Raw genomic sequence first — 23,940 nt, 5'->3', positions numbered from 1 at the left:
ATGCACCCGAATTCTCCCCCTAAAATCGTTGCATTAGGGACAGGCAACAAAAAAGCCCCGCAGAACGGGGCTTTTTTGTTGAAGCGTCGAATTAATCGTTGTTAGACGCAAAGCCCAATAGATGCAGCAGGCTGGTAAACAAGTTGTAGATCGAGACATACAGCGTAACAGTCGCGAGGATGTAGTTGGTCTCACCGCCATTCACGATTTCACCGGTCTGATACAGGATCAAGCCGCACATCAGGAGTGCAAACATGGCAGAAATAGCCAGCGCCAGCGGCTGCAACTGAATGCCGAAGAACGAGGCAACCAACAGACCGAGGCTCAATACGAAAGCCAGCATGATGCCGCCAGCCAAGAAGCCGCCCATGAAGCTGAAATCACGACGCGAGCGGATCGCGTAAACCGACAGGCCAACAAAAATTGAACCGGTCAGGCCAAGCGCCATCGTCACGATTTGCGGGCCGTTGGCAAAGCCTTTGAGGTACATATTGATTACCGGGCCAAGGCCGAAGCCCAGCAAGCCAGTGACTGCAAACACGGTGTAGATGCCATTAACCGAATTTGCGGTGCGTGGCACCACAAACCAGAGAAGGCCCATGGAGATCAGCGAACAGGCCAGACTGACGCCATAAGGGACGTTCAGCATCATCGACAGACCGGCCATCGCGGCGCTGAACAACAGCGTCACGGAGAGCAGCAGATAGGTGTTGCGCAGAACCTTGTTCGTTACCAGCAGGGATTCACTGCGTGGCTCGACATACACGCCCGGCTGGTTACGCACGGGGATAGGCTGCAGCTTTCTGTCGTAATTCATTGTTCAGTTCCGTTTAGCGACTTCAGGGATGACCGGCTTATTCTAAGCTGACTAAGCGCGACCGTCTTGTGACACTTGGAGCGGTTTCTAGTTCCCTGAAGAAAAAAGAGGGAAATTACCGCCCTTATTGATCTTAGATTACAATTTTCGGCCTAAGGGGAATAATAATGCTCAATGGCTTGGCTGTACCTAAACTCGCGGTTTTTGATCGTGAGGTTTTCTTGCTTGATGCCGTGCGCGGCAAGAACATCCTCAGCGTCGGCCTGGGCGGTTTTAGCGACCCACGACCTTATTCGTTTCACCTTCATTCCGCTGATTTAACCAAGACCATCTCGGGCAGGCTTGCAGCCGCCGCATCAACAGCAACATTTGTTGATCTCAGCCGCGACGCACTTGAGGCCTTTAAAACAAAAGTTAATGCCTCCTATCACGAGTTGGACATCACCTCCGACTTCAAAAGTTGGCCTTCCGCAATACAGGCACAGAAATTTGATGTGGTCATCTTGGGCGAGGTGATGGAGCATCTGGATAATCCAGGCGCCGCGTTGCGCAATCTGTCCCAGCTTCTGACAGAACAGGGCAAGTTCATCATCACCGTTCCAAACGCGTTTTCACTCAGCGGCATCGTGAAAATGTTCTTTAGTGTTGAAAACACGCACCCAGAACATACCTGCCACTACTCGTATCTGACTGCCAAGCGCTTACTCGACATGAACGATCTGAAACTCGTCGAAATGTCTTGGTATCGCTGGCCAAAATCGGGCAAGCGCGGAGTGCTGCAATTTATCCTGCAGTCACTATCAGGTGCCGTATCGCGACTACTGCCGCAATTCTCTCAAGGCATGATTCTCGTTACCGCGCGCCAAAAATAAAATGCGCGGGCACGAGTAAAGATTCACCGCTTCATGTAGCTTCGGTTTTCTCAACACGCACGACGACCTTCCCAAAGTTGTCGCCACGCAGCAGACCCATCAACGCGAACGGCGCACGCTCCAATCCTTCGATCACGTCTTCGCGGTAGTGGATCTTGCCTTCCTTGACCCACTGACTCATGTCGCGACGGAAGTCGGCATGGCGCGTGGCGTAGTGGTCGGTGATCACAAACCCCTGCACGCTTGCACGTTTATTGAGCAAGGCACGCATGATTTGCGGCGCGGTATCGATAGGGCCAGGTGCCGGGCCGTTGAGCCAAGCGATGATTCCGCAAAGCGCTACGCGTGCGCCGACGTTGAGTAGCGGAATTGCCGCCATCAGCGGATTGCCACCGACGTTTTCAAAGTAGACATCGACACCATTCGGACAAGCCGCAGCAAGCTGTTCGGCAAAGTCCTCGTCATAGTGATTGATGCAGGCGTCATAGCCGAGCGTGTTGACTGCGTATTCGCATTTGTCGTCGCCGCCAGCAATACCCACCGCACGACAGCCTTTGAGCTTGGCGATCTGACCCACAGTGCCACCGACCGCGCCGGTCGCGGCAGACACCAAAACTGTATCGCCTTCTTTGGCCTGACCGATGTCGAGCAAACCGACATAGGCAGTGAAGCCAGTCATACCGAGCACACCGAGTGAATACGATGGTGGCGCGAGCGATGCATCAATCTTCATCAGCCCTTTGGTTGATACCGCCGCATAGTCCTGCCAACCATTCATCGAAAGCACCACATCACCAACGGCAAGCGATGACGAACGCGAAGCTTCAACGCGACACACCGTAGCGCCCACCATCACTGCGTCAATCGCGACTGGCTGCGCATACGAAGGCGCATCGCTCATGCGCGCACGCATGTAGGGATCAATCGACAGATATAAAGTGCGCAGAAGAACCTGCCCATCTGCGAGTTCAGGCAGTGGCACTTCTTCCAAACGAAAATCAGCAGCGGTCGGCGAACCAATCGGACGTTGCGCCAAAACAATTCGGCGATTGAGAGGTGCTTCAGTAGTCATTGTTGAATGTCATCGAAATATTTTCGAAAGCATAACGTACGACGGGGCGGCCCTGCGAAGGACCGCCCCGTCGTATTTACCGCCGTTGTGCTGCTTACTGCGGAACTGGCAAGCCGTTGAGCGTAACTTCTGGCGCTCTGACGAAGCCGAAGTTCTGCAGAACACCGAGCAACTCGCGATGACCCAACGCCTGACAGCCGGAAGCAAAACCATAACGCTTAGGCGGCGCTTGGAGCAGGTGGTGCGCAAAGTAGGCCTGCAGCAAACCGGTTTGCTTGTAGTTCTGGTTGCCACGGATGATCACGTGCTTGAAGCCCAGCGGGCCGCTAGCCATGACGGAGTCAATCGAAATATTGACCAGCGGATTTTCACGTGGCGGCATACCAGCTTGTACGCTCGCGGCCATTGCCGACAATGCCTTCTCCTGCTCAGCAGGTGGCAGCGGACGGATATCCGCATCGATCTTGGCGTTCATCGCAACCACGTTGTCCATCACGGCGCGCGCAAAGACGCCGCCCATAACTTTGCAATTAAGCACGCGTGGATCGTTCTTGAACCAAACCGGATGTGCGGTGCCGCCCCAAGGCAGAACCAACGCGGTTTCGTGCTGGCCCGGGACGATGGCATCAGCCTTGGCACCAGCAGGCCACATCACGTACTTGTTGTTCTCAAGATAGAAGAAGTCAGACGTGAGGATGCTGAAGATTGTCTGCACCGAAGCGTAGGTCGGGAAGCCCTTCCACAACACCAACATATCCAGCGTAGTGAGGCCTGGGGTCTCCAGTGCGATCTGTGCGGCGATTTCGCCGGTGGTGTACATCTGCGCGATACCGGGCGAGAGACAGAGTTGCTTGTCAGCAAATTTCTGGCCCCACTTCTCATCGCACTCAATCATCCAGTTCTGCTCACCGTTGGTATCAGTGTAATGCACGCCTTCTGCAAGGCAAGCTTCTACGGCTTCATTACCCAGCTTGGCAAACGGGCCGACCATGTTGAGCATGACCTTGGCGCCTTTCAGCACTGCACGCAAAGCTGCAACTGTGTGTTCCTTAACTTCGACGATTTCGTAATCGGCCGTCTCGATGCCAGGAACCTTGCTGAGAACTTCTTTGATGCTGGCGCCATTACGGCCAGCAGCAATGAAAGGGATATTGAACTCGCGGCAATATTCTGCAACGAGACGGCCCGTGTATCCGGTAACACCGTAAATGACGACTGGTTTTTTAGCACTCATGTTGTTTCTCCTGCTTGATCTTGTGATTTGTGATTTAAGAAATTGTGGTGAATAAATACTTAGAACATGAAACCGCCGCTGCACACGATGACCTGACCACTGATGTAGTCAGACTCGGGCAGACATAAGAGATACACCGCACCAGCTGCTTCTTCAGGTGTGCCTGCACGGCCGAGCGGGATACCCTGCTCCATCGTCTTGAGCACTTCTGGATTCACGCCGACCTTGATGTTTTTTCCATCGACCGCAATTGCTGAACCTGCGCCCGCTGCAGCTTCAGTTAAACGCGTACGAATCAAACCAAATGCCACGCTGTTGACGTTGACCTTGAAACGGCCCCATTCCTTGCACATGGTTTTAGTGATGCCGTTGACGCCCGCCTTGGCAGCGCCATAACCAATTTGCCCGGCATTGCCGCCGACACCAGCAAGCGAAGAAATATTGACGACCTTGCGAAAAACTTCGCGACCCTGATCTGCTTCTTCTTTCGACTTCGTGCGGATGAAATCCGCCGCCGCGCGCAGAATTCGAAACGGTGCAGTCATGTGTACATCAATCATGGCCTGCCACTGTTCGTCGGTGGTCTTCTGCACCACGCTGTCCCAGGTGTAACCCGCGTTGTTGACGATGATGTCAACGCCGCCAAACACATCAATCGCAGCGCGCACAAAACGATCACCAAAATCTTTTTCAACAACACTGCCAATGACCGCAATGGCATCCGAGCCCACCGCACGAATCGCTTCTACTGTTTCTGTAGCAAATGATTCATCAAGATCATTGACCACTACGCGTGCTCCATCACGCGCTAGCTTTAACGCAATTTCACGGCCGATCCCTCGGCCAGATCCTGTTACCAATGCAACCTTACCTTGGAGTTTTTTCATGCTTTATTTCCTAATGCCGCCTTTGAAACTTTATTTTGTGGAGAATCCAAGAACTCGCGAATTACTTGGCTAGAACCAACAGGATCGGAGACCAGGAACAAATGCCCGTCGTTGACTTCATGCAGACGACAATTGCGAATGAGCTTGGACATGATTTGAGCGTTGATCAGCGGAATCACCGGATCATCGTTGCCAGCCATGATCAACACCGGTTGTTTGAGCAAGGGCAGCCAAGGCAGGCTCGTCCAACCGCTAATCGCGAGCTGTTGCATCAGATAACCGAACTTGCTGGTAGGCATCATGCGCGGGCCAATCTCTCGTATCAGTCCCGGCTGATTGCGCGCAGCCCCACCGTAAATCTCACCTGCAATCTTGCGGCGATAAACCGGATCATTGAATCGACGCGGTGTGATGAACTTGAGCAGGATGCGCGGATCCAGAATCATCGGCATGCCCTGCCCTGTTGCGCAGAGAATCAGACGACGGCAGCGCTTGGGGTTTTGCAATGCAAACTGCTGCGCCAACGTTCCGCCCCATGACACGCCAAGTACATCAACTTGCTCATAGCCGAGTTTGGTGAGCACGCGCTGCATCAGGATCACTAACATCCACATGCGGTACGGATGCATCGGTAGCGACGATTTGCCAGTGCCCGGCACATCAATCGCAATCGTTTCCAGATCACCTAGCTCATCAGCAAATGGCTCCAGCAATTCAAGACGAGCGCCAATGCCGTTAAACAAAACCAAGGGCGTGTGCGCTTCTGCACGTCCAGGCCAAATCGCCACACGAAGGGAATAGCCCATCACTTTTACGCGGCGCAGACGCATGCTGCGCTTGGCACCCACGCGCAGTTCGGCGTAAGTCCGATTAGGATCGAAGTGAGCCTTGTTGCCCGCGTATACGCTAGACGCGGTCATGGATATATGTTCCCGGCGCAGCGCCAATCGGTGGGTATTTCGCGTTGCCTTCTGCCTTCGGCGCATTAATCAACTTGCCGCCGCGTTCATGTGTCCACGCTACGCAATGATCCCACCAGCTACCTTGATGCTTGGTCGCTGTTTTGTGCCACTCACCAGCGGTCGCAGGGAGATGATCATTGAGGAAGTAACTCGCCTTGGGATTACTTGGCGGGCAGACGATGGTCTGGATGTGTCCGCTATTACCCAAAACAAATTGGCTGCGCTTGCCGAGCATCTGCGCGCTGCGATAAACGCCCTGCCAAATGCAGAGATGATCATTGGCGGCGCCCAGCACATAACTATCGATATCCAAATCCGCCAATGGTGCGACAGGCTTACCGCGCACCAGCATTTCGCCATCCGAAACCAGCGGATTGTTTTCTACAAAGGCGGTGAAGTCGTAGTTGTACTGAGCGGTCATGCCGGTGCCATCGCCATTCCAGTAAAGAATGTCGAAAGCGGTCGGCTTGATGCCCATCAGATAGTTGCTGACCCAATAATTCCAGATCAGATCATTGGCGCGCAGCATTGCGAACAGCAGCGTGAACTGGCGCGCGCTCATGCGTTTCTTGCGCATTTCTTTGCGCACCATCGGCATCGCTTGTTTATCGACAAAAGCACCAATGGCTGGCGCATTCGACATCGCGGCCATATCCAGGGGCGATACAAACAGCAAAAGACTATTGACCTTGCGCTGACCTACCGACTGATGATGTGCCACCAGTGACGTTGCCAGAGGTCCTGCCCCGCACACTGCCCACATATTGACGGAATCGCTCTTCGAAATATTGAGCGCGACATCGAGACCTTCATCAATCGCATCGATGTAATCCGGCATGCCCCAGAAATCATGCTCGGGCTTTGGATTTCTCCAAGCCATCACATAAACGGTGAAGCCCTGCTGCACAAAATATTCCATCACGCTGCGCTTGGGCGCGATATCAAAAGCGTAGTACTTGTTAACAATCGACGGCACGACAAAGATCGGACGCTCACGAACCTGTGCGGTCTGCGCGGTGTATTGCAGCAGTTCAAACATGTCATGACGAAACACGACCGAGCCTGGCGTCGCAGCCAGATTTTCACCGACCTTGAATGCGCTCTCATCGACCTGTGAAGGAATCGGGCGACCTTTGGAAACATCGTCCACAAACATCTTCAAGCCAGCCCACAAACTCGCACCGCGAGTTTCACGCGCCTTGCGCAGGGCAGCAGGATTGGTCGGCAAGAAATTGGTCGGCGCCAAAGCGTCGGCAATCTGCGTCATCAGAAATTCAGCGCGCTCAACCTGATTCTCGTTGAGACCTGATTCCTTGGCGTAGGCTTGCAGGGCGTCACGAAGTTCCAGATAACCTTGTAGAACACCATTGAACAACTTGCTGTCCTTCCAAGCAGGATCAGAAAAGCGCCGATCGCTGGGATCTGGTGCTTGCGTAGATTGACCGGTCACAACGCTGCGGATGCCTTTTAAAAATCCAAGGCCTGCATTAATCACTGCACCCGGCTGACGTCTCGCTTGCTTGGCTAACTCACCTGCAACATCGATCAAATCGCTGGGGCGAAAATCACCGAGAACATATTGGCCAAAGACATTATCGACACTGGGCTCTTGCGTCGAACCCGATCCTTGTGTCTTTTTGCGCCTAGCGCTCACGCGGTCATGCCTCCATCCACGACGAGGTCGGAGCCCGTCATGTAGCTGGAATCATCTGAAGCCAGGAACAACACCGCTTTACCAATTTCTTCTGGGCGCGCAAAACGGCCCATGGGAATACGGCCTAACGTTTTAACTGCAAAAGCTTGTGCGTCTTCAGGCTTTAATGCCGCGAGCGCACCCGCCACCATCTGCGTCTCGGCAAAGCCAGGGCAAACATTGTTGATGCGAATGTTGTAGCCAGAGCGTGCGCAATGAATCGCAGCAGACTTGGTGAAGATGCGAACACCGCCCTTGCTGGCGTTGTATGCAGGGATCAGTGGCTCGCCAATCATTCCTTCAATCGAAGCAATATTGACGATGGAACCGCCTTTCTCCTTCATGCGCACAATTGCAGCCTGTGTGCCAAAAAATACGGCGCTGAGATTGATATCAATCGTGCGTTGCCAATCTTTCAGAGAAATATCTTCAACGGTTGAAAAGCTACCAACGCCCGCGTTATTGACGACGACATCAAGGCGGCCCCACTTGGCGATAGCCGCATCAAGCGTGGCATCCCAATCTGCACGATTGGTGACGTCTTGAACGCGGAACGCAGCATTGGCGCCGAGGCGCTTTGCTTCTGCTTCACCCGCAGCAACATCAACGTCTGTAATCAATACCTTTGCGCCTTCTGCGAGCAGCGCTTCTGCCGCGGCAAGGCCAAGGCCACGTGCTCCACCGGTTACAACGCAAACTTTGTCCTGAACTCGTTTCATTGTTTCGCTCTCCACAAAGCCGAGCAGTACTCATCGACCTTGCATTTCATTGAGGAATTAAGCGTTAGCGCTCGCATCAGATGGACGCCACTGGTAATCAATCGATTCCTGCGCGAACGTCACGAAGTAGTCAATCGACGTCGGATTCATCATCGCGTCACGGCTCGCAGATTTTTCCAAAGGCCAGCCCATTAGCAGCTTGCGGATGGGAACTTCCATCTTCTTGCCCGTGAGCGTGTATGGAATCTGTTCGATGGCGTACATGCGATCAGGCACATGTCGAGGGCTGCAGTCTTCGCGCAATTTTGCAGAGATCTTTTTCTGCAGAACGTCGTCGAACACAACGTCGGGTTTCAGACGTAAGAACAGTGGCATGAAGAAGTGGCCGCCTGGCAGCTCAACACAAACGATCAGGCTGTCGGCAACGCCTTCAACCTGCTCAACCGCACGATAGATTTCAGCAGTACCGATACGTACGCCATAACGATTGAGCGTGGAGTCGGAACGACCATAGATATAGCAACCACCGCGCTTGTTGATCTTGATGAAATCGCCGTGACGCCAGATCGGATTACCGTCTGCGTCTTTGAAGGTATCGAAGTAAGCATCGTGATAGCGCTTGCCGTCGGTGTCTTTCCAAAAATACACCGGCATCGAAGGGAAAGGTTTAGTCACAACCAGTTCGCCAACTTCATCAACCAATTCTTTCCCGTCGTCGCTCCAGCTGTGCACGTCCATGCCGAGCATGCGCGTCTGGATTTCACCGGCGTGGACCGATTTGGTTGGCGTGGCGCCGACGAAACCAGAGCAAATTTCAGTGCCGCCCGACTGCGAAGTCACCCACAGATCTTTCTTGACGCTGCGATAGCACCAGTTGAATGTTTCCGGCGTTGAAGGAGCGCCAGCAACCATCATGGTCTCCATCTTCGACAGATCGTATTTCTGACTCGGAACCAGACCCTCTTTCTCCATCATCTGCACAAAGGTCGGGCTGGCACCAAAACTGGTAGCGCCGGTTTCGGCGGCGACTTTCCACAGCAAATCAGACGGAAACGCCGGGCTGCCGTCATAGAGCACCGCAGAGCTGCCGGTAATCAGTGAGGCCATCACCAGATTCCACATCATCCAGCCTGTAGTGGTGTAGAAGAAGAACACTGAGTTTGGTTTCAGATCGAGCTGGAAATGCATCAGCTTCTGATGCTCAAGCAACACACCGACATGGCTGTGCACGATGGCCTTAGGTAGACCGGTGGTGCCTGAGGAGAACACCACCCACAGCGGATGGTCATAAGGCACGCGCTCGAACTTGAAGCTCTCACGCGAAACATCAGCGTGACTCATCAATTGCGACCAGCTAATCGTATGCGGGATGTCCGGCACCATATTGCCGGCTTCGATAAACGGCAGCCAGACAATGCGCTCCAGCGTCGGCAACTCGCTTGCGATACGACGCACTTCAGCTTCACGGCGGAACACTTTGCCGCCAAAGCGATAACCGTCAGCTGCAAACATCAGCTTCGGCTCAATCTGCGAAAAGCGCTCGATCACCGTCTTGACGCCGAACTCCGGCGCAGCGGATGACCACACCGCGCCAATGGCGGTGGTCGCCATCATGGCAATGGCCGTCTCCGGCACGTTAGGCATATACGACACGACGCGATCGCCTGGCTTAACACCGAGTGTGCGCATCTGCGTCGCCAGAATTCGCACCTGCCGTGCCAACTCATGCCACGTCATATGCGCTAGCGGCGTCGTCTCAGTGAGATGGTGGAATACTTGTTCGTCCGCCTTTGCTGTGCGCTCATGGCGCAACAGGTGCTCGGTATAATTGACGAGCGAGCCTTCAAACCACTTGGCATTTGGCATGATGCGGCGGTCCAGCACCTGCTTGTAAGGTGTTGATGACTCAATCTTGAAGTAGTCCCAGATCGATGCCCAGAAATCTTCGATATCGGTGACGGACCACTGCCAAAGCGCATCGTAATCAGCAAAATCTTTGCCGCGATTAATGCGCAGCCATTCCATGTATTGAGTAACGTTGGAATTGTTTTTGAACTCTTCTCTAGGAGTCCACAACAATTGTCCTTCGATTACTTTCTCCTTGGGAGCTTCACCCATAACCATCCTCCTCTTGTTGTCATACCCGCACTACGGCGAGTACGTATTCCACTTACTCGGTGCTGATCTCCTCAGCACAACTTTTTATTAGGCAGCTGAATCCTTCAGCGCACCGCGTATACATCGTAAGAAGCCACAAACTTCTCTAAATCGACATCACCCACACCAACGCACATCACGCGCTGCAGCCAGAGATAATCCGGATGCGCGGTGCGAAACTGAGGGGAAGTACGCAGCGTCAAGCGTTTGGGCAAATCGCCGCGTAGAAACTTTTCATATCCATCAACACCAAGATCTCCATAACCGAGGTAGCTGAGATAAATCAGCGCGCCGTCGTTGGTTTCTATCGTGGTGCGTACATCAAGCACGCCAATGCCATCTGGTCGCACGGTGAACCAATCACCACCGGCATGACGCAGATGACCTTTGATCTTCGGTCCATCGACATCACCACCAGTGATGTAGAACGTTGCGCGAATACCTTCTGGCACTGGCCCAATCACCTCTGGTGGCGCCTGCAAAGTTCCGGTGTAGGAAAACAGGCGATCCATCTGATATGGATGCGCTTGGGGTTGCTCACTCATCGCGATACCTCCAGCAAGCAACAAAGCCAGCAGCGCCCAGCCACAGAGCTGGACGCTTAGCACTAGCCAATAGGTCTGGGAGTTTGGCCATGCCAGCGATTAGATCGCCGTGTAGCCGCCGTCGATGGTGAATTCAGTGCCCGTCATCCAGCGCGAAGCATCCGAAGCCAGATACACCACAGCACCCGCAACATCGGATGGCTTGCCAAAGCCCAGCAAATGACCTGCTCCGACAGCTGCTTCAGCAGTAGCCACATCAGGTGCCAAGCCGAGATCAACAAAATGCTTCATGAAGTTGTCGCCCATCTCGGTGCGAACAATTGCTGGGTGTACAGAGTTAACGCGAACACCGGTGCCGAGCTGCGCGCATTCAACAGCAGCGGCCTTGCTCATCAAGCGCACAGCGCCTTTGCTGGTGTGATACGCGATGTGACCCGTCGTGCCAATCAATCCTGCAACAGAAGAGAGATTGATGATGCTGCCACCCTTGCCTGCTGCGCCGCCTGGGGCCATCGCACGGATCGTGTGCTTAATGCCGAGGAAGACGCCGTTGACGTTGACGTTCATCACGCGACTGAAATCTTCATTGGTGCACTGCGTAATGAAGGCTGCAGTTTCAATACCAGCGTTGTTCAGCAGAATGTCGTAGCCGCCAAACTGTTTGATCGCTTCAGCAACAGCGGCTTCCCACTGCGCTTCATTGGTGACGTCATGCTTGAAGAAAGCGGCGCGACCGCCAGCTTTGACGATTCCATCAACGGTAGCCTTGCCTGCTGCTTCGGCAACATCAGTGACGAGCACTGCGGCACCCATCTGAGCAAGCGCGCGAGCAGACTCAGCGCCAATGCCACCACCACCGCCAGTCACCAGTGCAACCTTACCTTCAAGTCGCTGAGATTTTGCGTAATCGTGCATCGTTGTTCTCCTGATAATTTTTAGTATTTAATTTTTTCCGGCAATTTGTTGCTAGCTTTTTCTGCTGGCATTTTTTGCTTCCATTTGCGCGTCGGAATCTCTCTTTTCGAACACGCACAAACCGCCCTGTGTACGTAGGAGGCTACGCCGTGATAACCCTCTTACCGCTACCCGCAAGGGTAGTTTTAACGTAGGAGATTTGGCATGAAACATCGCTGCAGCGCAGCATTTTTTCTGCGTGTAGACGTTTCAGATTTAACGAATTTTTTGGCTCAAATTTAGCGCCAATTTCTGATGAGATTATTTCTCATGCAGACACGAAACAGCATCGACTCAAGCGACACTTTTCATGGTGATTTTCCAGCGAATGGAGAACGCCATGAATTTCACTACCCCACAAAAAGAAAAAGGCGACCACCGTAGTGGTCGCCTTAATGACTCCATGTGCGGGGAGGAGTCGGGGGCCGTCAGCGGAGAAACTCCGCTTTAGAACTGATAACTCACACGAACGGTTGCTTCGTCTGCAAAGTCTGCAGTCGAGAGTGCATTGTTGTTGGGGTTTCCGCCCAACTTGCCGTTGATGTAGGTGTAGAAGAAATCAACCGACAGGTAGCCGCGTGGTTTCCACACGATGCCTGGCTGCACCAAGATGCCGCCCTTAGGATCGTAAAGCGTCGCAAAGCCGATGCGATAGATGTCCTGTGGGAACGGCTGCTGGAATGCCAGAGCAACGTAGTTGGCGCTTCCAATGCCTTTACCAGGACCGTTGTCGTCGCCGCCGTAGCCTTTAAGCGAACGGCCGAAGATGTCGTCCGTTGTACGGTGCATGTACTGCAACACGACATACGTTGCTGGGAAAGACTGCGTAAAGCGATGGTACTTTTCCATCACCAGTGCAGTTACGTTGCTTTTATCCGTCAAGAAGCTCTGACCAAGATCTGGCGACGTGAATACGCGCTTCGGCGTGTAGGTATTTTCGAGGTTGATGATCAACTGATCAAAAATGGAGCCCGGTTCGCCTTCTGTAACATAGCTCACGCCGACGCCGAAGTTATTTTCAACAAAGTATCTGCGCTCGATATGACCGCGCAAACTGCCACCGCCAGCGAGGAAGAAGGTATCCAGCTCGCGTCTAGCATCAGTGATGTTGTCAACTGTCGAAGCAAATACTTTCTGCGTAGCGTCTTGGAAATAGGGCTTGCCCGTAAGCGGATCGTTGACTTTCGGATCAGCAATCGCTGCATTCAAACCATCAAGACCATTGAGACGCACCATTGCAGCGTAGTGGAACCACTCCTGTGAGGAGTAAACGCCACCTGGCGAAGCTTCGAATGCCGTTTCAGCAAGCGCAGGACCCGAGTTGCCCCCGTTAGCTGCGTTCACAACCGCACCAAAGGTATTCAAAGTGCCGTTTGAAAACGTGTTAGGCAGGGCCTTGTTTACACCGCTCTTGGTCCAACGGAACGCGCCATCAGGGTTGTAGCGACGAACTGCCATCGCTTGGAAGCCCCATTGGCCAAAGTTGCCTTTGACACGCATGCCGTAGCTGTACTTATTGTCGTAGCCACCTTCCGAGTACATGTCATGCACGGTGAACTGCGCCGGAATAACGTTGTACTGCGTGTTGGGGTTGCCGTAGATCGTTGGCTGGAACTTCTGGAAGTAAGCGTCTGCCAGTAGTTCGTCGCTGAATTGATAACCAACACGCAATGCGAGTGCTGGAACGCGTTCATCAGCAAATTCTTCCTGAGCGTAATCGAGTACCGAGTGGCGGCGCAGGTCGAGACCGTCAACGACGTCAAGGACGCGGAAGAACAGCGCCTGGCCCCAAGCAATCTGCTGGTTACCCAAACGAACGTTCAAAGGACCGTGGTTGTAATCAAACAACAGCGTTGGGAAGTAAACCAGGTAGTTCTTGCCAGACCACTCCAAAGGATTCGGTTTGGAATTGCCTTCGACGCGATACTGGAAGTAATTCGGACGGCCCTGATACAGCGCCGGGTCGCCACCAGAAATACCACCATAGATGCCGTTGACCGAGTTCTCGTTGAAATCTTTGTACTTGCCTGGATCATAGGTTGCACGAACACGAGCAATGAACTTGAGATCATTGGTGAGCGTCATGCCCATTTCCATTTCAGCACGCAGCATGTGCAAATTGAAAAGGTTGTGTTCGTAATCAATTGGACGCTGAACGTTGCCACCTGTATTCGGCAGCAATGCTTGCAGAGGAGCTGGAACTGCAATCGTGCCCCAACCTGTCGCACCGGTCAGACCCGTAAAGACAGGATCCAAAGTGTTAATAACGCTTGCGGGAACACCCAGAATACCTAGCGTATTGCCAACCGTGGTCTGAATCGCGGAAGGAGGCAGTGCACCCTGAATTGGCACGCTCTTGCGATTGAATGGATTGCCCGTTTGGTTATTGGGGTTAGCCGAGCCGGTCGAGAATGCAATTTCTGGACGGATAAAGCCGCCGAAGCTGACATCAAAATGACTAAACCAACCCTCAGATCCTTCAGCCGGCGCTTCATCTGATGGCGCTGCATCAGCAACCACTTCTTCCGATGCAGTCGCTTCAACAGCAACAGCTTCTGCAGGTGCTTCTTCAACTGGCGCTGCATCTACAGGCGCAGCTTCTACCGCAGCGGCTTCAACCGGTGCAGCGTCAGCAGGTACAGCTGCTTCATCTGGTGCTGCTGCCACAGCTTCAGGAGCAGGCGCTGCTGCATCCGCAGCAGGCGCAGCCTCTTCAGGCATCGCAGTTGTGTCTTCTTCTCCACCAGCAAACGCTGATGTGGACAATGCGAAGCAGAATCCTGCTAACGCAATCTTTTTATAAACGGTATTCATTAGATTGACCTCTCCCCTATGGGATCAACAAACGACTGAACGAACAAGATCTCTACGCTAATTAGTTAATCTTGACCCTGACGATTTGCCCTCTATTTCCAACCGCCAGAATCTGCGCGTCGGAACCGGTGATACCCTGATACCACGCGGTTGTAATTTCTGGATTCGTTGCATGATTCCATGTGCTGCCATCATCGGTGCTGATCAACATGTCATGCATGCCGGTGATGTAAACCTTTCCATCTGCACTTGAAGTCACACCCAACAAAATTGCTGGAGTACTGGTCGTCAGCGGCTTCCAAGTTGCACCGCCATCGGTTGTGCGCAGCATCGAGCCCGCCTGACCTACTGCGTAGCCAACGCCATCTGCACGAACGTGCATTGCAAAAACTGAAGCATCACCCTTGTTCAAAGTCTTCCAGGTAGCGCCACCATCAGCACTGCGAAGAATCAAGCCGAATTCACCAGCGATCGTCAGCACGCCCTTCTCATCAGCGCTTGCGACGTAAAGATGCGGCTCTTCTCCTTGCGGCATGATGTTGATCCACTCTGGCGAACTCTTCTGCCAGTTCAAACCGCCATCAGTAGAAGTTAAAACCGTACCGAAAGCGCCAACAGCAACGGCGACGCCACTGCTGTTCACTGATACTGAGAGCAAACGATTGTCGGTGCCGGTTTCGGCTTTACTCCAAGTCTTGCCTTGTGCGCGGACAAAAACCTGGCCCTGCTGTCCAACCGCAATCGCATGATCTTTGTTGACGGCTACGCCAAGAAAAGAAAGCTCACCGACGCTAGCTGCAGACTGTTTCCAAGTCTTGCCAGCATCTGCACTTTCCATGATCTGCCCGCCAGCACCGACTGCAACGCCAGTGTTGCCATCAAGTGCAATCGAGAAAAGTGCTTGGTGCACCGTCCCCGTAACAATAGGCTTCAGTTGCATGGTGCCCGCTGCGACCACATTGGGGGCATAAGCCCCCAATGTGATTGCGGCAAACGCAAAAAGTGAAACGACTGGTTTTACAGCACGCATTAGGCTGAACCCAAACGCTGGATCGCCTGAACCGTCAGGTACTTGTTGTAAACGTCGACACCGTTGGTGGAGTAGCTGCTCTTGTAACCACCAGTGATTTCCTTAGCCTGCACGAAGCGACTCATGCGGTTGGCCTGGATGTCATGACTGTGCACATACACCCACGACCATGACGGATTACCGCTTTCATCTTTAACCGTCATCTTGTCATTGGAGTACTGCGCATAAGCAGGCTCGAACGATTTCCACATTTCGCCGCGGCGATCGTAGGTGTTGTACGCAACGTACATACCGTTACGAACGTCGATCCAAGTACGCTTCTTGCTCAGCGGAGCGCGCGGATAACCCGTTGGCTCGGCTTCTACAATCACGGTTTCTGGAATCAGCTCTGCATAGGTTTCGAAGAAGGTTTGGCCCTTCGGTCCGCCATGCACTTTACGTTCGTAGTTAGCGTTGTAGCCGCCGTTAAAGTTGCGACCACCAACGAAACCGAGCATTGGCTTACGGCCAACAATCTTGTAGTTGCCCCACGTCAGCATCGGATCACCTGCCGCCCATGCGTCGGACAGGAAGATGGTGACGCCTGGAACCAACGGTTCAAAACGCTGGTTGGTCGGGAACTGACGAACGCGCTTAAACGCAGGCAGGTAACCCTGAAGATCCGGGAACTTGCGCTGGTCGTAATACCAAGTGTTGAGGAACGAAGTACCGGCAACGTCTTGTGGTGCAGTGAACCACACCGACTGATAACGAAGCAGATCTTTCTTGCCGCCCCACACCTTGCCATCGGAACGCGCGGTGGTGTTGAGTTCAGCCCAAACGAAATCGTAGGTGTAGGCCAGCGTGCCATCCGGCGCGATGTCCCAGTCACGAACCGCATACTGCGAGTAATCGTGACGGCCCCAAGCCAAGGTCAGGTTAGCCGTGGCTTCGATAGCGTTTTTGAAATCAGGAAACGGGTTACCACCGATCCAAGGCTGGCCATCTTGCGTGACAACGTTGTTGTTGGCATCAAGCTTGGCCTTGCCCTTGTTCTTCAGCGTGGCAGCAAGATACGGAGCCGGGAACAACTTCGTTGCGTCCTTGGTGGACTCAACGATGTTGATGCGACGACCCATGGTCTTAACCTGCTGATAAGCGATTGGATCAAGCAGATCCTTAACCGCTTCAACATTGTTTGCGTCTACAACATCACCAGGCTTGATCTTGCCTTTGGTGTACATCGAAATCGACAGAAGTTCATCTGGATAAGCCTTACTGGTATCACCAGTATTGCCAATCATTGGCCATAGAGGAGCCAGAACACCTGCGCTGGCACCAACTGCAGCCTTTTGAAGCAACATACGGCGGCCGTAATCAAAGTCATATTTTTTAATACGCATCACTACTCTCCTCTACGCAACAACCTTTAGTCCCGCAGGTTGCACACGGGTACCCGCCTACACCGCACGATGCAGGCGTATACACACTAAAACGTTATAAATGTCCGTTTGGATGCTCATATCCATCCTTCAATCAGACCGACTTTCCACTTTGCATATCTGAATCAGCCGAGGTGAACTGCGACAGATCCACACCTTCGCCAACCAGCAAATCTTTACGTGCTACAAACTTTGGCTTGACCAGATACACCAGCAACGGCAGTGCAACCAGCGCCAGAATCATGTTGATCAACATCGTCAGCACGAGGAGCAAGCCCATGTCCGCCATGAACTTCAGGCCTGACAGGAAGTACCAAGGTAGAATGCCGACGAACATGATGGATGCCGTGAACATGATCGCCTTACCGGTAGTCGTCAGCGATGCAGTGATCGTGCGGCCCCAATCGTGATCATGCGCGTGGTATTCCTCGCAGATACGTGACAACAGATAGATGCCGTAGTCGATGCCGACACCTACACCGATGGCCGCGACGAGCAGCGAGTTGATATCCAGACCAATGCCGATCATGTGCATCGAAGCATTGAGGATGAAGTTGGCCATGTTCACTGGAATCAGCAGGATCAAACCTGCAACGATCGAGCGATAAGCCAAGCTACAACCGATCAAGATCACGATGTTCAGCAAACCGATGATGACCCAGTGGAAGCGATGCACAACATCGTTCATTGCTTGCTGCAATGCGATGGTGCCCGTGCCGAGGCGAATCAAGAAATCTTTGTGATCCGCGCCAACAACCGCAATCGCTTTCTTAGCCTGTTCCAGCGCTGAGTCCACCGTGTCCTGCTTGTTGTCTTTGTACCAGAGTGACACCGTGCCGTTCTGCAACTCGAAGTCGATCACATTTGAATAGGCCTTGGGGCTGCTACCCATGAGTACCGAAGCTACCGCTGCGTTGACCGCCATATTGGTTGGGTCGAGCGGCATCCAGCGAGTATCACCACCAGAGAACAAACGGTTGCCCTCCATCAGATAGTCGCCGAAGGACAGCGTTGCACGTGGCGGATGATCTCCACGTTCAATCAAGGCCTGAATCTTCTGCATCGTCATGATGGTGTCAGCTTGCTGCATCAAACGACGCGGATTTTTCTGGTCTTTACCTTCAAACACAATTTCAAGCGTGTTCACACCTGGGAACAAGCGATTGATTTGGCGAACAGACTCGTTGAACTCTGAGTCGTCCCACAGCAAGTTACTTCCTTCAACCGGGTTACCAATGCGGATTTGCAATGCGGTAATCACCGCAACGACTGCAATCACCGCCATAAAAATCGTGGTCACGCGTGCGCGCTTACCAAAGGATAGGCTCGCCAAAAAGCGCAACAGGCCTTGAAACCCAGTCTGGAATTTGGTGACCTTGCCATGACCAATAAGGTCTGCAACGTTGCGAGGTGCTGGAAGTGCCGCCAACTGCAGCGAGATCAGGACCACACCGGTAGGAATCAACCAAATGCACCAGAAGCCGCAGAACAGTGCAAAGCGTTCCATTGCAGGAATTGGCGCTACGGCGATGAGGAAGATACCGACGATGTCCGTGAAGATACCGAGTACTGACGGCGCCATCATCACACCCATGGTGATTTCAGCAGCCTTAACGCGATCTTTCACGTGCCAGTAAATTTCGTAGTAGCGCTCAGTAAACTGCACGCAATGTGAGAACGTACGCGCTACGAGCAACAGCGGCACAATCATCAACAGGGGCTCAATCGGCGACTTCAGCCAGCCGACAAAACCAAAACCCCAAATCGCAGCAACCGCACTCGTAAAGATTGGCGTGACTACGCCAACAACGTTACGCATGTACAGAACCAGTGCCAATACCAACATGCCGAGCGTGACTGCGAAGATCCAGTTCGTCTGCGAATTGTATTGATACACCCAGCCCGTCAGAACTGGCTGACCAGCAAGATAAATGTCGTGATCTTTATCGTGTGCCTTCTTAACGAGGTCATGCACGTATTTGAATGCGACGCCGTAATCCAAGCGCGATTCAATAAACGTTGCGTTGATCAGCGTTGCCGTTGCGTCGTTCGAGATCAGGAACGTTCTAGCGCCGGGTGATTTATCAACACGACCTTTGAATTCCTGAATTTCTTCAGCAGTCGCTGGAACGTGATCTTCCATCAACGGGCGAACGTCAATGCCGAACGGAGTGGCTTCGGCGTAACGAGCCTTTTCGGTTGCGATCGAGAGAATCTGATCGTGATCAACGCCAGGCGAAAGATCGATATCGCGAGTGAGGTTCCAAACCTTGTTCAGCGTTTCGGCGTTGTAGATATCGCCGTTCTTACGCTTGACAACGATGGTGACGGTTAAAGGATTGCCGAAGTTCGGGTGATCCTTATAAACCTTAACGTAAGGGTCATCCTTAGGCAGCAGGTCGGAGAAGATCGTCTTGAGCTGAACTTGCGGAATACCGGCAGCAAAGCCCAAGGTGATCAGTGTGAAAACGGCCCAAGTGAATTTGCGATGGGCCATCACCCATGCAGCAATGCGGAAACGCAAGGAGAGCATGGACGCTTACTCGTAAGCAGCGCGCGCCACGCGGCGCTCGCAGAAATTGGGACGCGGCAGCGCGGGGATCAAACAGATACCAAGCGTCGGATGACTACCGACAAAAATAGCAGTGCTCTTCAGCATGCTCTCCTCCTGTTGTATCAAGTCTTTGTTGCACTGCGGCATAAAACATCGCCAACGTACAACCAGCTTGAGTGGTTTATGCGATGCAATTTGAAGCTTGCACGACATTGCCGCACTACACGGACGGGTAGTTTTTGTGCCAGATATTTCTTACCTAGCCCTACCCGTCCGTAACAACAAGTCCCACGAGAACGCTTAACTCAATTTAATGCAACAGCCCCAACTGTCGCGCAGCAGTGATCGCTTGCAAGCGGCTGCCTACTGAAAGCTTTGAATAGATATTTTTTAAATGAAATTTAACGGTGTTTTCAGAAACAAAAATGCGACCCGCCATTTCTTTATTTGAAACACCATTTGCCAAGAAGATCAGAATTTCCTTTTCACGATCGGTTAGAGGCTCCAGCGGCTCTGGGCTCAAGGGATTCGATGTGCGCGTCAGATCGGTTCCTGAAGCATGCAAAAGTTTTTCCAAGTGTTCGCGATCTGTTCCGAACGGAACGTCTTGCGAGCCTGCATCCAATACCGCCTGATACTCTTCTTTGAGCAAGTGCAGAATCGTATTGCCTTCATCCAAATAACAGCGCACAAAGCCACCAGGCGCGCCGAGCTGCAAAGCTTTTCTCAAGCTACGATGAGCCGCATTGCTAGCACCGCGCTTGACCTGCAACTGCGCATCCAGCAAATACAATTTGATTAGGCGATAACTACGGTGACGATGCTTAGCCATATCATCCGTCAGCAACGCAGTCGCCACAGATGCATCTGTTTCATGAATGGCTAAACGAATTCGTCCAAAGGCTTCGCCCTCGAATTCATCTGCAAAAAATATCCTATCTTCTGATAGTGGCGAAGCAGGCGGAGTAATGGTTGCTGCTATCGCGCGGCCTTTTTCAATGCCACTCAACAAGAGACCGCGACGTACGCGCTCCCAGTTCACAATTCTAAGCAGACGCTGCCAGCCATTGGCATAAGCAATGTGCTCCGCCTCATCCAGAATTTCGAGCGCTTTATTCGGACGGCCACGCGCATCATGCGTACGCGCCATCGCCATATAAGCAACAGCGAGAAAATCCAGAAGTACCGTGCTGGTAATGACGTCGTGATACTGAACAAACAAGGACTCGACCTGATCCAACTCGCCTGCCTCGTAAAGTGCCCAGACATAGCAAGACACCAACGCTGCAGACGCAAAAGATTTGTCGATATGCATGCGCTGCTCAGCGAATGCCTGACGGAAGCAGTCAAGCGCTTCACGCAATTGGCCTTGCGCCATCAGTGAGACACCGCGCACGCCAACCGTGTAGCCACTGCTAAACGCTGCGTCGCCGCGTTCACCATAAGCACGAGCCAGCGCTAAGTATTTTCGCGCACTTTCAAAATTGCTCGAAGCAAAATAGTGATAACCAACTAGGTTTGCACCCGCACTGAGTTCGAAAGCACTGAATCCCTGCGGGTCACGTCCCTCTAATTCGACACTACTGATAATTTCAAAAGACTTGGGCAAATCATCAGCACAAATTGCCGCCATCGCTAGCGCGACAGCAGAGTCTTTGGTGTTGGCGTAATCACCACTGCCCTTAAAGGTTTCAAGCAACTCAAGCAAAGGCTTCAGTTTTTGCGTACGTCTAAGGAAAATGAGTGGCCATGCAAACTTGATTGCGAGGTCTGGACGCTTCGCAATTTCTTCGAAAGGCAGGCGGTCATACCAACGCTCAACCGTAATGAGCTGCGCACTCACCACCAGCTGCGTCATCCAGATATTCATTACATCTGCTGCCATCGAGAACTTCTTTGCAGCAATGGCGTGATGCACTGTTTCTTCGTACATGCCCTGGCTTAAGTGCCAATCGGCAGCGCGCTCATGGACTTCACGTGCGATGTCACTCGATTGACTACGCAACTGCTCAGCCAAGAACGACGAGAACAAGGCGTGATACTTAAACCAATGCAGATCGCTATCGAGGCTGCGCAGGAACAAGCCTGAACGCTCCAGCTCCAGCAATATTTCTCGCGAGTTATTCCAGCCAGTCACCGCATCACACAGCGGCCCTGAAAGTCTTTGCAACAAGGACGTGCGTAGCAAAAATTCCTGCACCTTGGGTTTCTGCAAGGTCAGCACATTGTCTGCAAGATATTCTGCAAGCTCGCGCGGACGATAATTACCAAGATCGCCTAGCGACTTACGTACCGCAGGATTGTTCAGCGTGAGTTTGAATAGCTGCAAAGCAGCCGGCCAGCCTTCAGTGCGACGATAGATCGCACTTCTCTCGGTTTCGTTAACCAAAAGATCATCAGAGCTGGCAAAGAATTCTTCGACTTCAGAAGGTGAAAAGCGCAGATCATCAGCACGCAAGATCAATGCTTTTTGATTTACAACCAAACGCGCCAAACCGAGATCGGGTACTGATCGTGAACCGATGAAGAACCGTGCATTTGCAGGCACACGCTCCACCAAATCACGGAAGCAGGTCATCACGGACTTATTATTGAGCACCTGAAAATCATCAAAGAACAACGCAACCGGCCGCCCTATCTTGATCAACTGATCAATCATCCAATCTGTTTTTTCACGGCGCTTTTCTGGCGTGCCAGATTCAGCGTCTTCTGACGCCATTTTTTTAAATGCCGCGGTGATCGAATTCAGCAAAGCTTGCAGGTGAATTGCAAGGCGACGTTGATCGTTATCTGCTTCGTCCAGCGTCAGCCAACCCGTTAGATAGCCGCGCTCTTCGCAGAGGCTCTTGATCTGCTGCATGGTCGTTGATTTGCCGTGCCCGGCGGGCCCCTGCAAAACAACGACGCGCGCGGATTCATTTTCAAAGATCCGCTGAATAATCGAGGCACGGACAATGGCCTCGCTGCGCATAGTCGGCGCGAACAGCTTGTGGCCATACGCCTCTTGGGGCGAACGCTGGCTGGTTCGTTCACTACTCACTGTTGATGCTCTCCTCGCACTGATACTGCGAGCGAAAACTCCATCGCAAGCAGGTACGGATGACTATTAGGTTCTTTTTACCATCCGTGGTTAATTCTGAGTATAGGCATGTATTTGTCTACATGGGCACAGTATTTATGCCGCAGTGCAGCGAAAAGACTAAAATACCTTCCTGAATTCAGGAACCTGTACATGCAACTCGCTTTGGCACCAATGGAGGGTCTGGTCGACGAGATCCTGCGTGACGTGCTAACCCGCGTCGGCGGCATCGATTGGTGTGTTACTGAATTCATTAGAGTTAATGATCGCTTACTACCCGAGCACTACTTTCGCAGACTCGCTCCAGAACTGGATCACGGCGCACAAACCCGAGCCGGAACCCCCATGCGAGTGCAATTGCTCGGCTCAGACCCGGTATGTCTTGCCGACAACGCCGCTCTCGCCTGCACGTTAGGGGCGCCCGTCATTGACCTCAACTTTGGTTGCCCGGCAAAAACCGTCAATAAATCACGTGGTGGTGCAGTACTGCTGAAAGAGCCAGAACTACTCCACGCCATCGTCCGCGAAGTGCGTCGCGCTGTCCCCACCCATATTCCCGTCACTGCAAAAATGCGCTTGGGCTTCGAGACACCAGATGTTGCGCTCGACTGTGCACGCGCACTCGCCACGGGTGGCGCATCACAAATCGTGGTTCACGCACGCACCAAGGTCGATGGCTATCGTCCACCTGCACACTGGGACTGGATTCCACGTGTGCAAGAAGTCGTCTCAGTACCTGTATTTGCCAACGGCGAAATCTGGACACTGGAAGACTGGCGTCGCTGTCGCGAAATCAGCGGCGCAGAGAATTTCATGCTCGGCCGCGGCCTTGTTGCCAAGCCTGATCTGGCACTACAAATCGCTGCAGAAAAAAATGGCGAAGAAGTTGTACCAATGACGTGGGCAGAATTATTTCCGCTCGTACAGGATTTCTGGCGACAAGAACGCATCAAACTCGCACCGGGTTATGCACCAGGCCGTCTCAAACAATGGCTGGTGTGGCTGAGTCGCAGCTACGCGGAAGCAGGAGTTATGTTTGATGCCGCGCGGCGCGAAACGGATTGCGAAAAGCTGGACGCACTTTTGCAATTGCCATCGCTTACTCGAGCACCGCGTTTAGCTGCTTGAGC

17 protein-coding genes are annotated in these 23,940 nt (G+C 52.8%); 2 read left to right on the top strand and 15 right to left on the bottom strand.

Translation table 11 applies throughout. The features are described from left to right. Positions 1-91: 91 nt before the first annotated feature. Positions 92-817, bottom strand: a complete 726-nt coding sequence (locus CJD38_RS02005) for a Bax inhibitor-1/YccA family protein (protein ID WP_107938618.1) — start codon at positions 815-817, stop codon at positions 92-94. Positions 818-1,038: 221 nt separating this feature from the next. Here CJD38_RS02005 and CJD38_RS02000 point away from each other — a divergent pair, with 221 nt between their 5' ends. Beyond that, positions 1,039-1,689, top strand: a complete 651-nt coding sequence (locus CJD38_RS02000) for a class I SAM-dependent methyltransferase (RefSeq protein ID WP_161554131.1) — start codon at positions 1,039-1,041, stop codon at positions 1,687-1,689. 31 nt (positions 1,690-1,720) lie between these two features. Here the strand turns inward: CJD38_RS02000 and curA are convergent, their stop codons facing one another. From curA to CJD38_RS01930, 14 genes are all read right to left on the bottom strand, one after another. After that, positions 1,721-2,761 (bottom strand): NADPH-dependent curcumin/dihydrocurcumin reductase, encoded by a 1,041-nt coding sequence (curA, locus tag CJD38_RS01995; protein ID WP_107938616.1) that lies wholly within the window; start codon positions 2,759-2,761, stop codon positions 1,721-1,723. 94 nt (positions 2,762-2,855) lie between these two features. Next, positions 2,856-3,995, bottom strand: coding sequence for a DUF5938 domain-containing protein (locus CJD38_RS01990; RefSeq protein WP_107938615.1), 1,140 nt, complete (start codon positions 3,993-3,995; stop codon positions 2,856-2,858). Between the two features lie 59 nt (positions 3,996-4,054). Continuing rightward, complete coding sequence (locus CJD38_RS01985) at positions 4,055-4,882, bottom strand: SDR family NAD(P)-dependent oxidoreductase (RefSeq protein WP_107938614.1); 828 nt, start codon at positions 4,880-4,882, stop codon at positions 4,055-4,057. Continuing rightward, on the bottom strand, positions 4,879-5,802 hold the full coding sequence (gene phaZ / locus CJD38_RS01980; RefSeq protein WP_206362849.1) for a poly(3-hydroxyalkanoate) depolymerase: 924 nt from the start codon (positions 5,800-5,802) through the stop codon (positions 4,879-4,881). The genes CJD38_RS01985 and phaZ overlap by 4 nt, the downstream gene beginning before the upstream one ends. Further along, entirely contained in the window at positions 5,789-7,498 is a 1,710-nt protein-coding gene (locus CJD38_RS01975; protein ID WP_107938613.1) for an alpha/beta fold hydrolase, read from the bottom strand. Before CJD38_RS01975 ends, phaZ begins: the two co-directional genes overlap by 14 nt. Beyond that, positions 7,495-8,256 (bottom strand): glucose 1-dehydrogenase, encoded by a 762-nt coding sequence (locus CJD38_RS01970; RefSeq protein WP_107938612.1) that lies wholly within the window; start codon positions 8,254-8,256, stop codon positions 7,495-7,497. The genes CJD38_RS01975 and CJD38_RS01970 overlap by 4 nt, the downstream gene beginning before the upstream one ends. Before the next feature lie 57 nt (positions 8,257-8,313). After that, complete coding sequence (locus tag CJD38_RS01965) at positions 8,314-10,374, bottom strand: acetoacetate--CoA ligase (protein WP_107938611.1); 2,061 nt, start codon at positions 10,372-10,374, stop codon at positions 8,314-8,316. A 104-nt stretch (positions 10,375-10,478) separates the two neighbouring features. Continuing rightward, complete coding sequence (locus CJD38_RS01960) at positions 10,479-10,958, bottom strand: DUF3237 domain-containing protein (protein WP_107938610.1); 480 nt, start codon at positions 10,956-10,958, stop codon at positions 10,479-10,481. Positions 10,959-11,057: 99 nt separating this feature from the next. Beyond that, positions 11,058-11,873, bottom strand: a complete 816-nt coding sequence (locus tag CJD38_RS01955) for a glucose 1-dehydrogenase (protein WP_107938609.1) — start codon at positions 11,871-11,873, stop codon at positions 11,058-11,060. Between the two features lie 486 nt (positions 11,874-12,359). After that, positions 12,360-14,726, bottom strand: a complete 2,367-nt coding sequence (locus tag CJD38_RS01950; protein WP_107938608.1) for a DUF1302 family protein — start codon at positions 14,724-14,726, stop codon at positions 12,360-12,362. A 61-nt stretch (positions 14,727-14,787) separates the two neighbouring features. Next, a complete protein-coding gene (locus CJD38_RS01945; RefSeq protein ID WP_161554130.1) occupies positions 14,788-15,666 on the bottom strand; it encodes a WD40/YVTN/BNR-like repeat-containing protein in 879 nt (292 codons plus the stop codon). An 89-nt stretch (positions 15,667-15,755) separates the two neighbouring features. After that, positions 15,756-17,138, bottom strand: a complete 1,383-nt coding sequence (locus tag CJD38_RS01940; RefSeq protein WP_107938606.1) for a DUF1329 domain-containing protein — start codon at positions 17,136-17,138, stop codon at positions 15,756-15,758. A 133-nt stretch (positions 17,139-17,271) separates the two neighbouring features. After that, positions 17,272-19,710 (bottom strand): efflux RND transporter permease subunit, encoded by a 2,439-nt coding sequence (locus CJD38_RS01935; protein WP_107938605.1) that lies wholly within the window; start codon positions 19,708-19,710, stop codon positions 17,272-17,274. 331 nt (positions 19,711-20,041) lie between these two features. Continuing rightward, positions 20,042-22,771 carry a winged helix-turn-helix domain-containing protein gene (locus tag CJD38_RS01930; RefSeq protein WP_206362848.1) on the bottom strand — a complete coding sequence of 910 codons (2,730 nt, stop codon included), beginning with the start codon at positions 22,769-22,771 and terminating at the stop codon, positions 20,042-20,044. A 192-nt stretch (positions 22,772-22,963) separates the two neighbouring features. Between CJD38_RS01930 and CJD38_RS01925 the strand changes: the two genes are divergently transcribed. Then, complete coding sequence (locus CJD38_RS01925; protein WP_107938603.1) at positions 22,964-23,938, top strand: tRNA dihydrouridine synthase; 975 nt, start codon at positions 22,964-22,966, stop codon at positions 23,936-23,938. Positions 23,939-23,940: the final 2 nt, after the last annotated feature.

The sequence above is a fragment of the Stenotrophobium rhamnosiphilum genome (genome assembly GCF_003052265.1).
GTDB classification, from domain to species: domain Bacteria; phylum Pseudomonadota; class Gammaproteobacteria; order Nevskiales; family Nevskiaceae; genus Stenotrophobium; species Stenotrophobium rhamnosiphilum.
The sequence above is the reverse complement of the archived record's forward strand: the minus strand, read 5'-3'. Positions and strand labels throughout refer to the sequence as shown.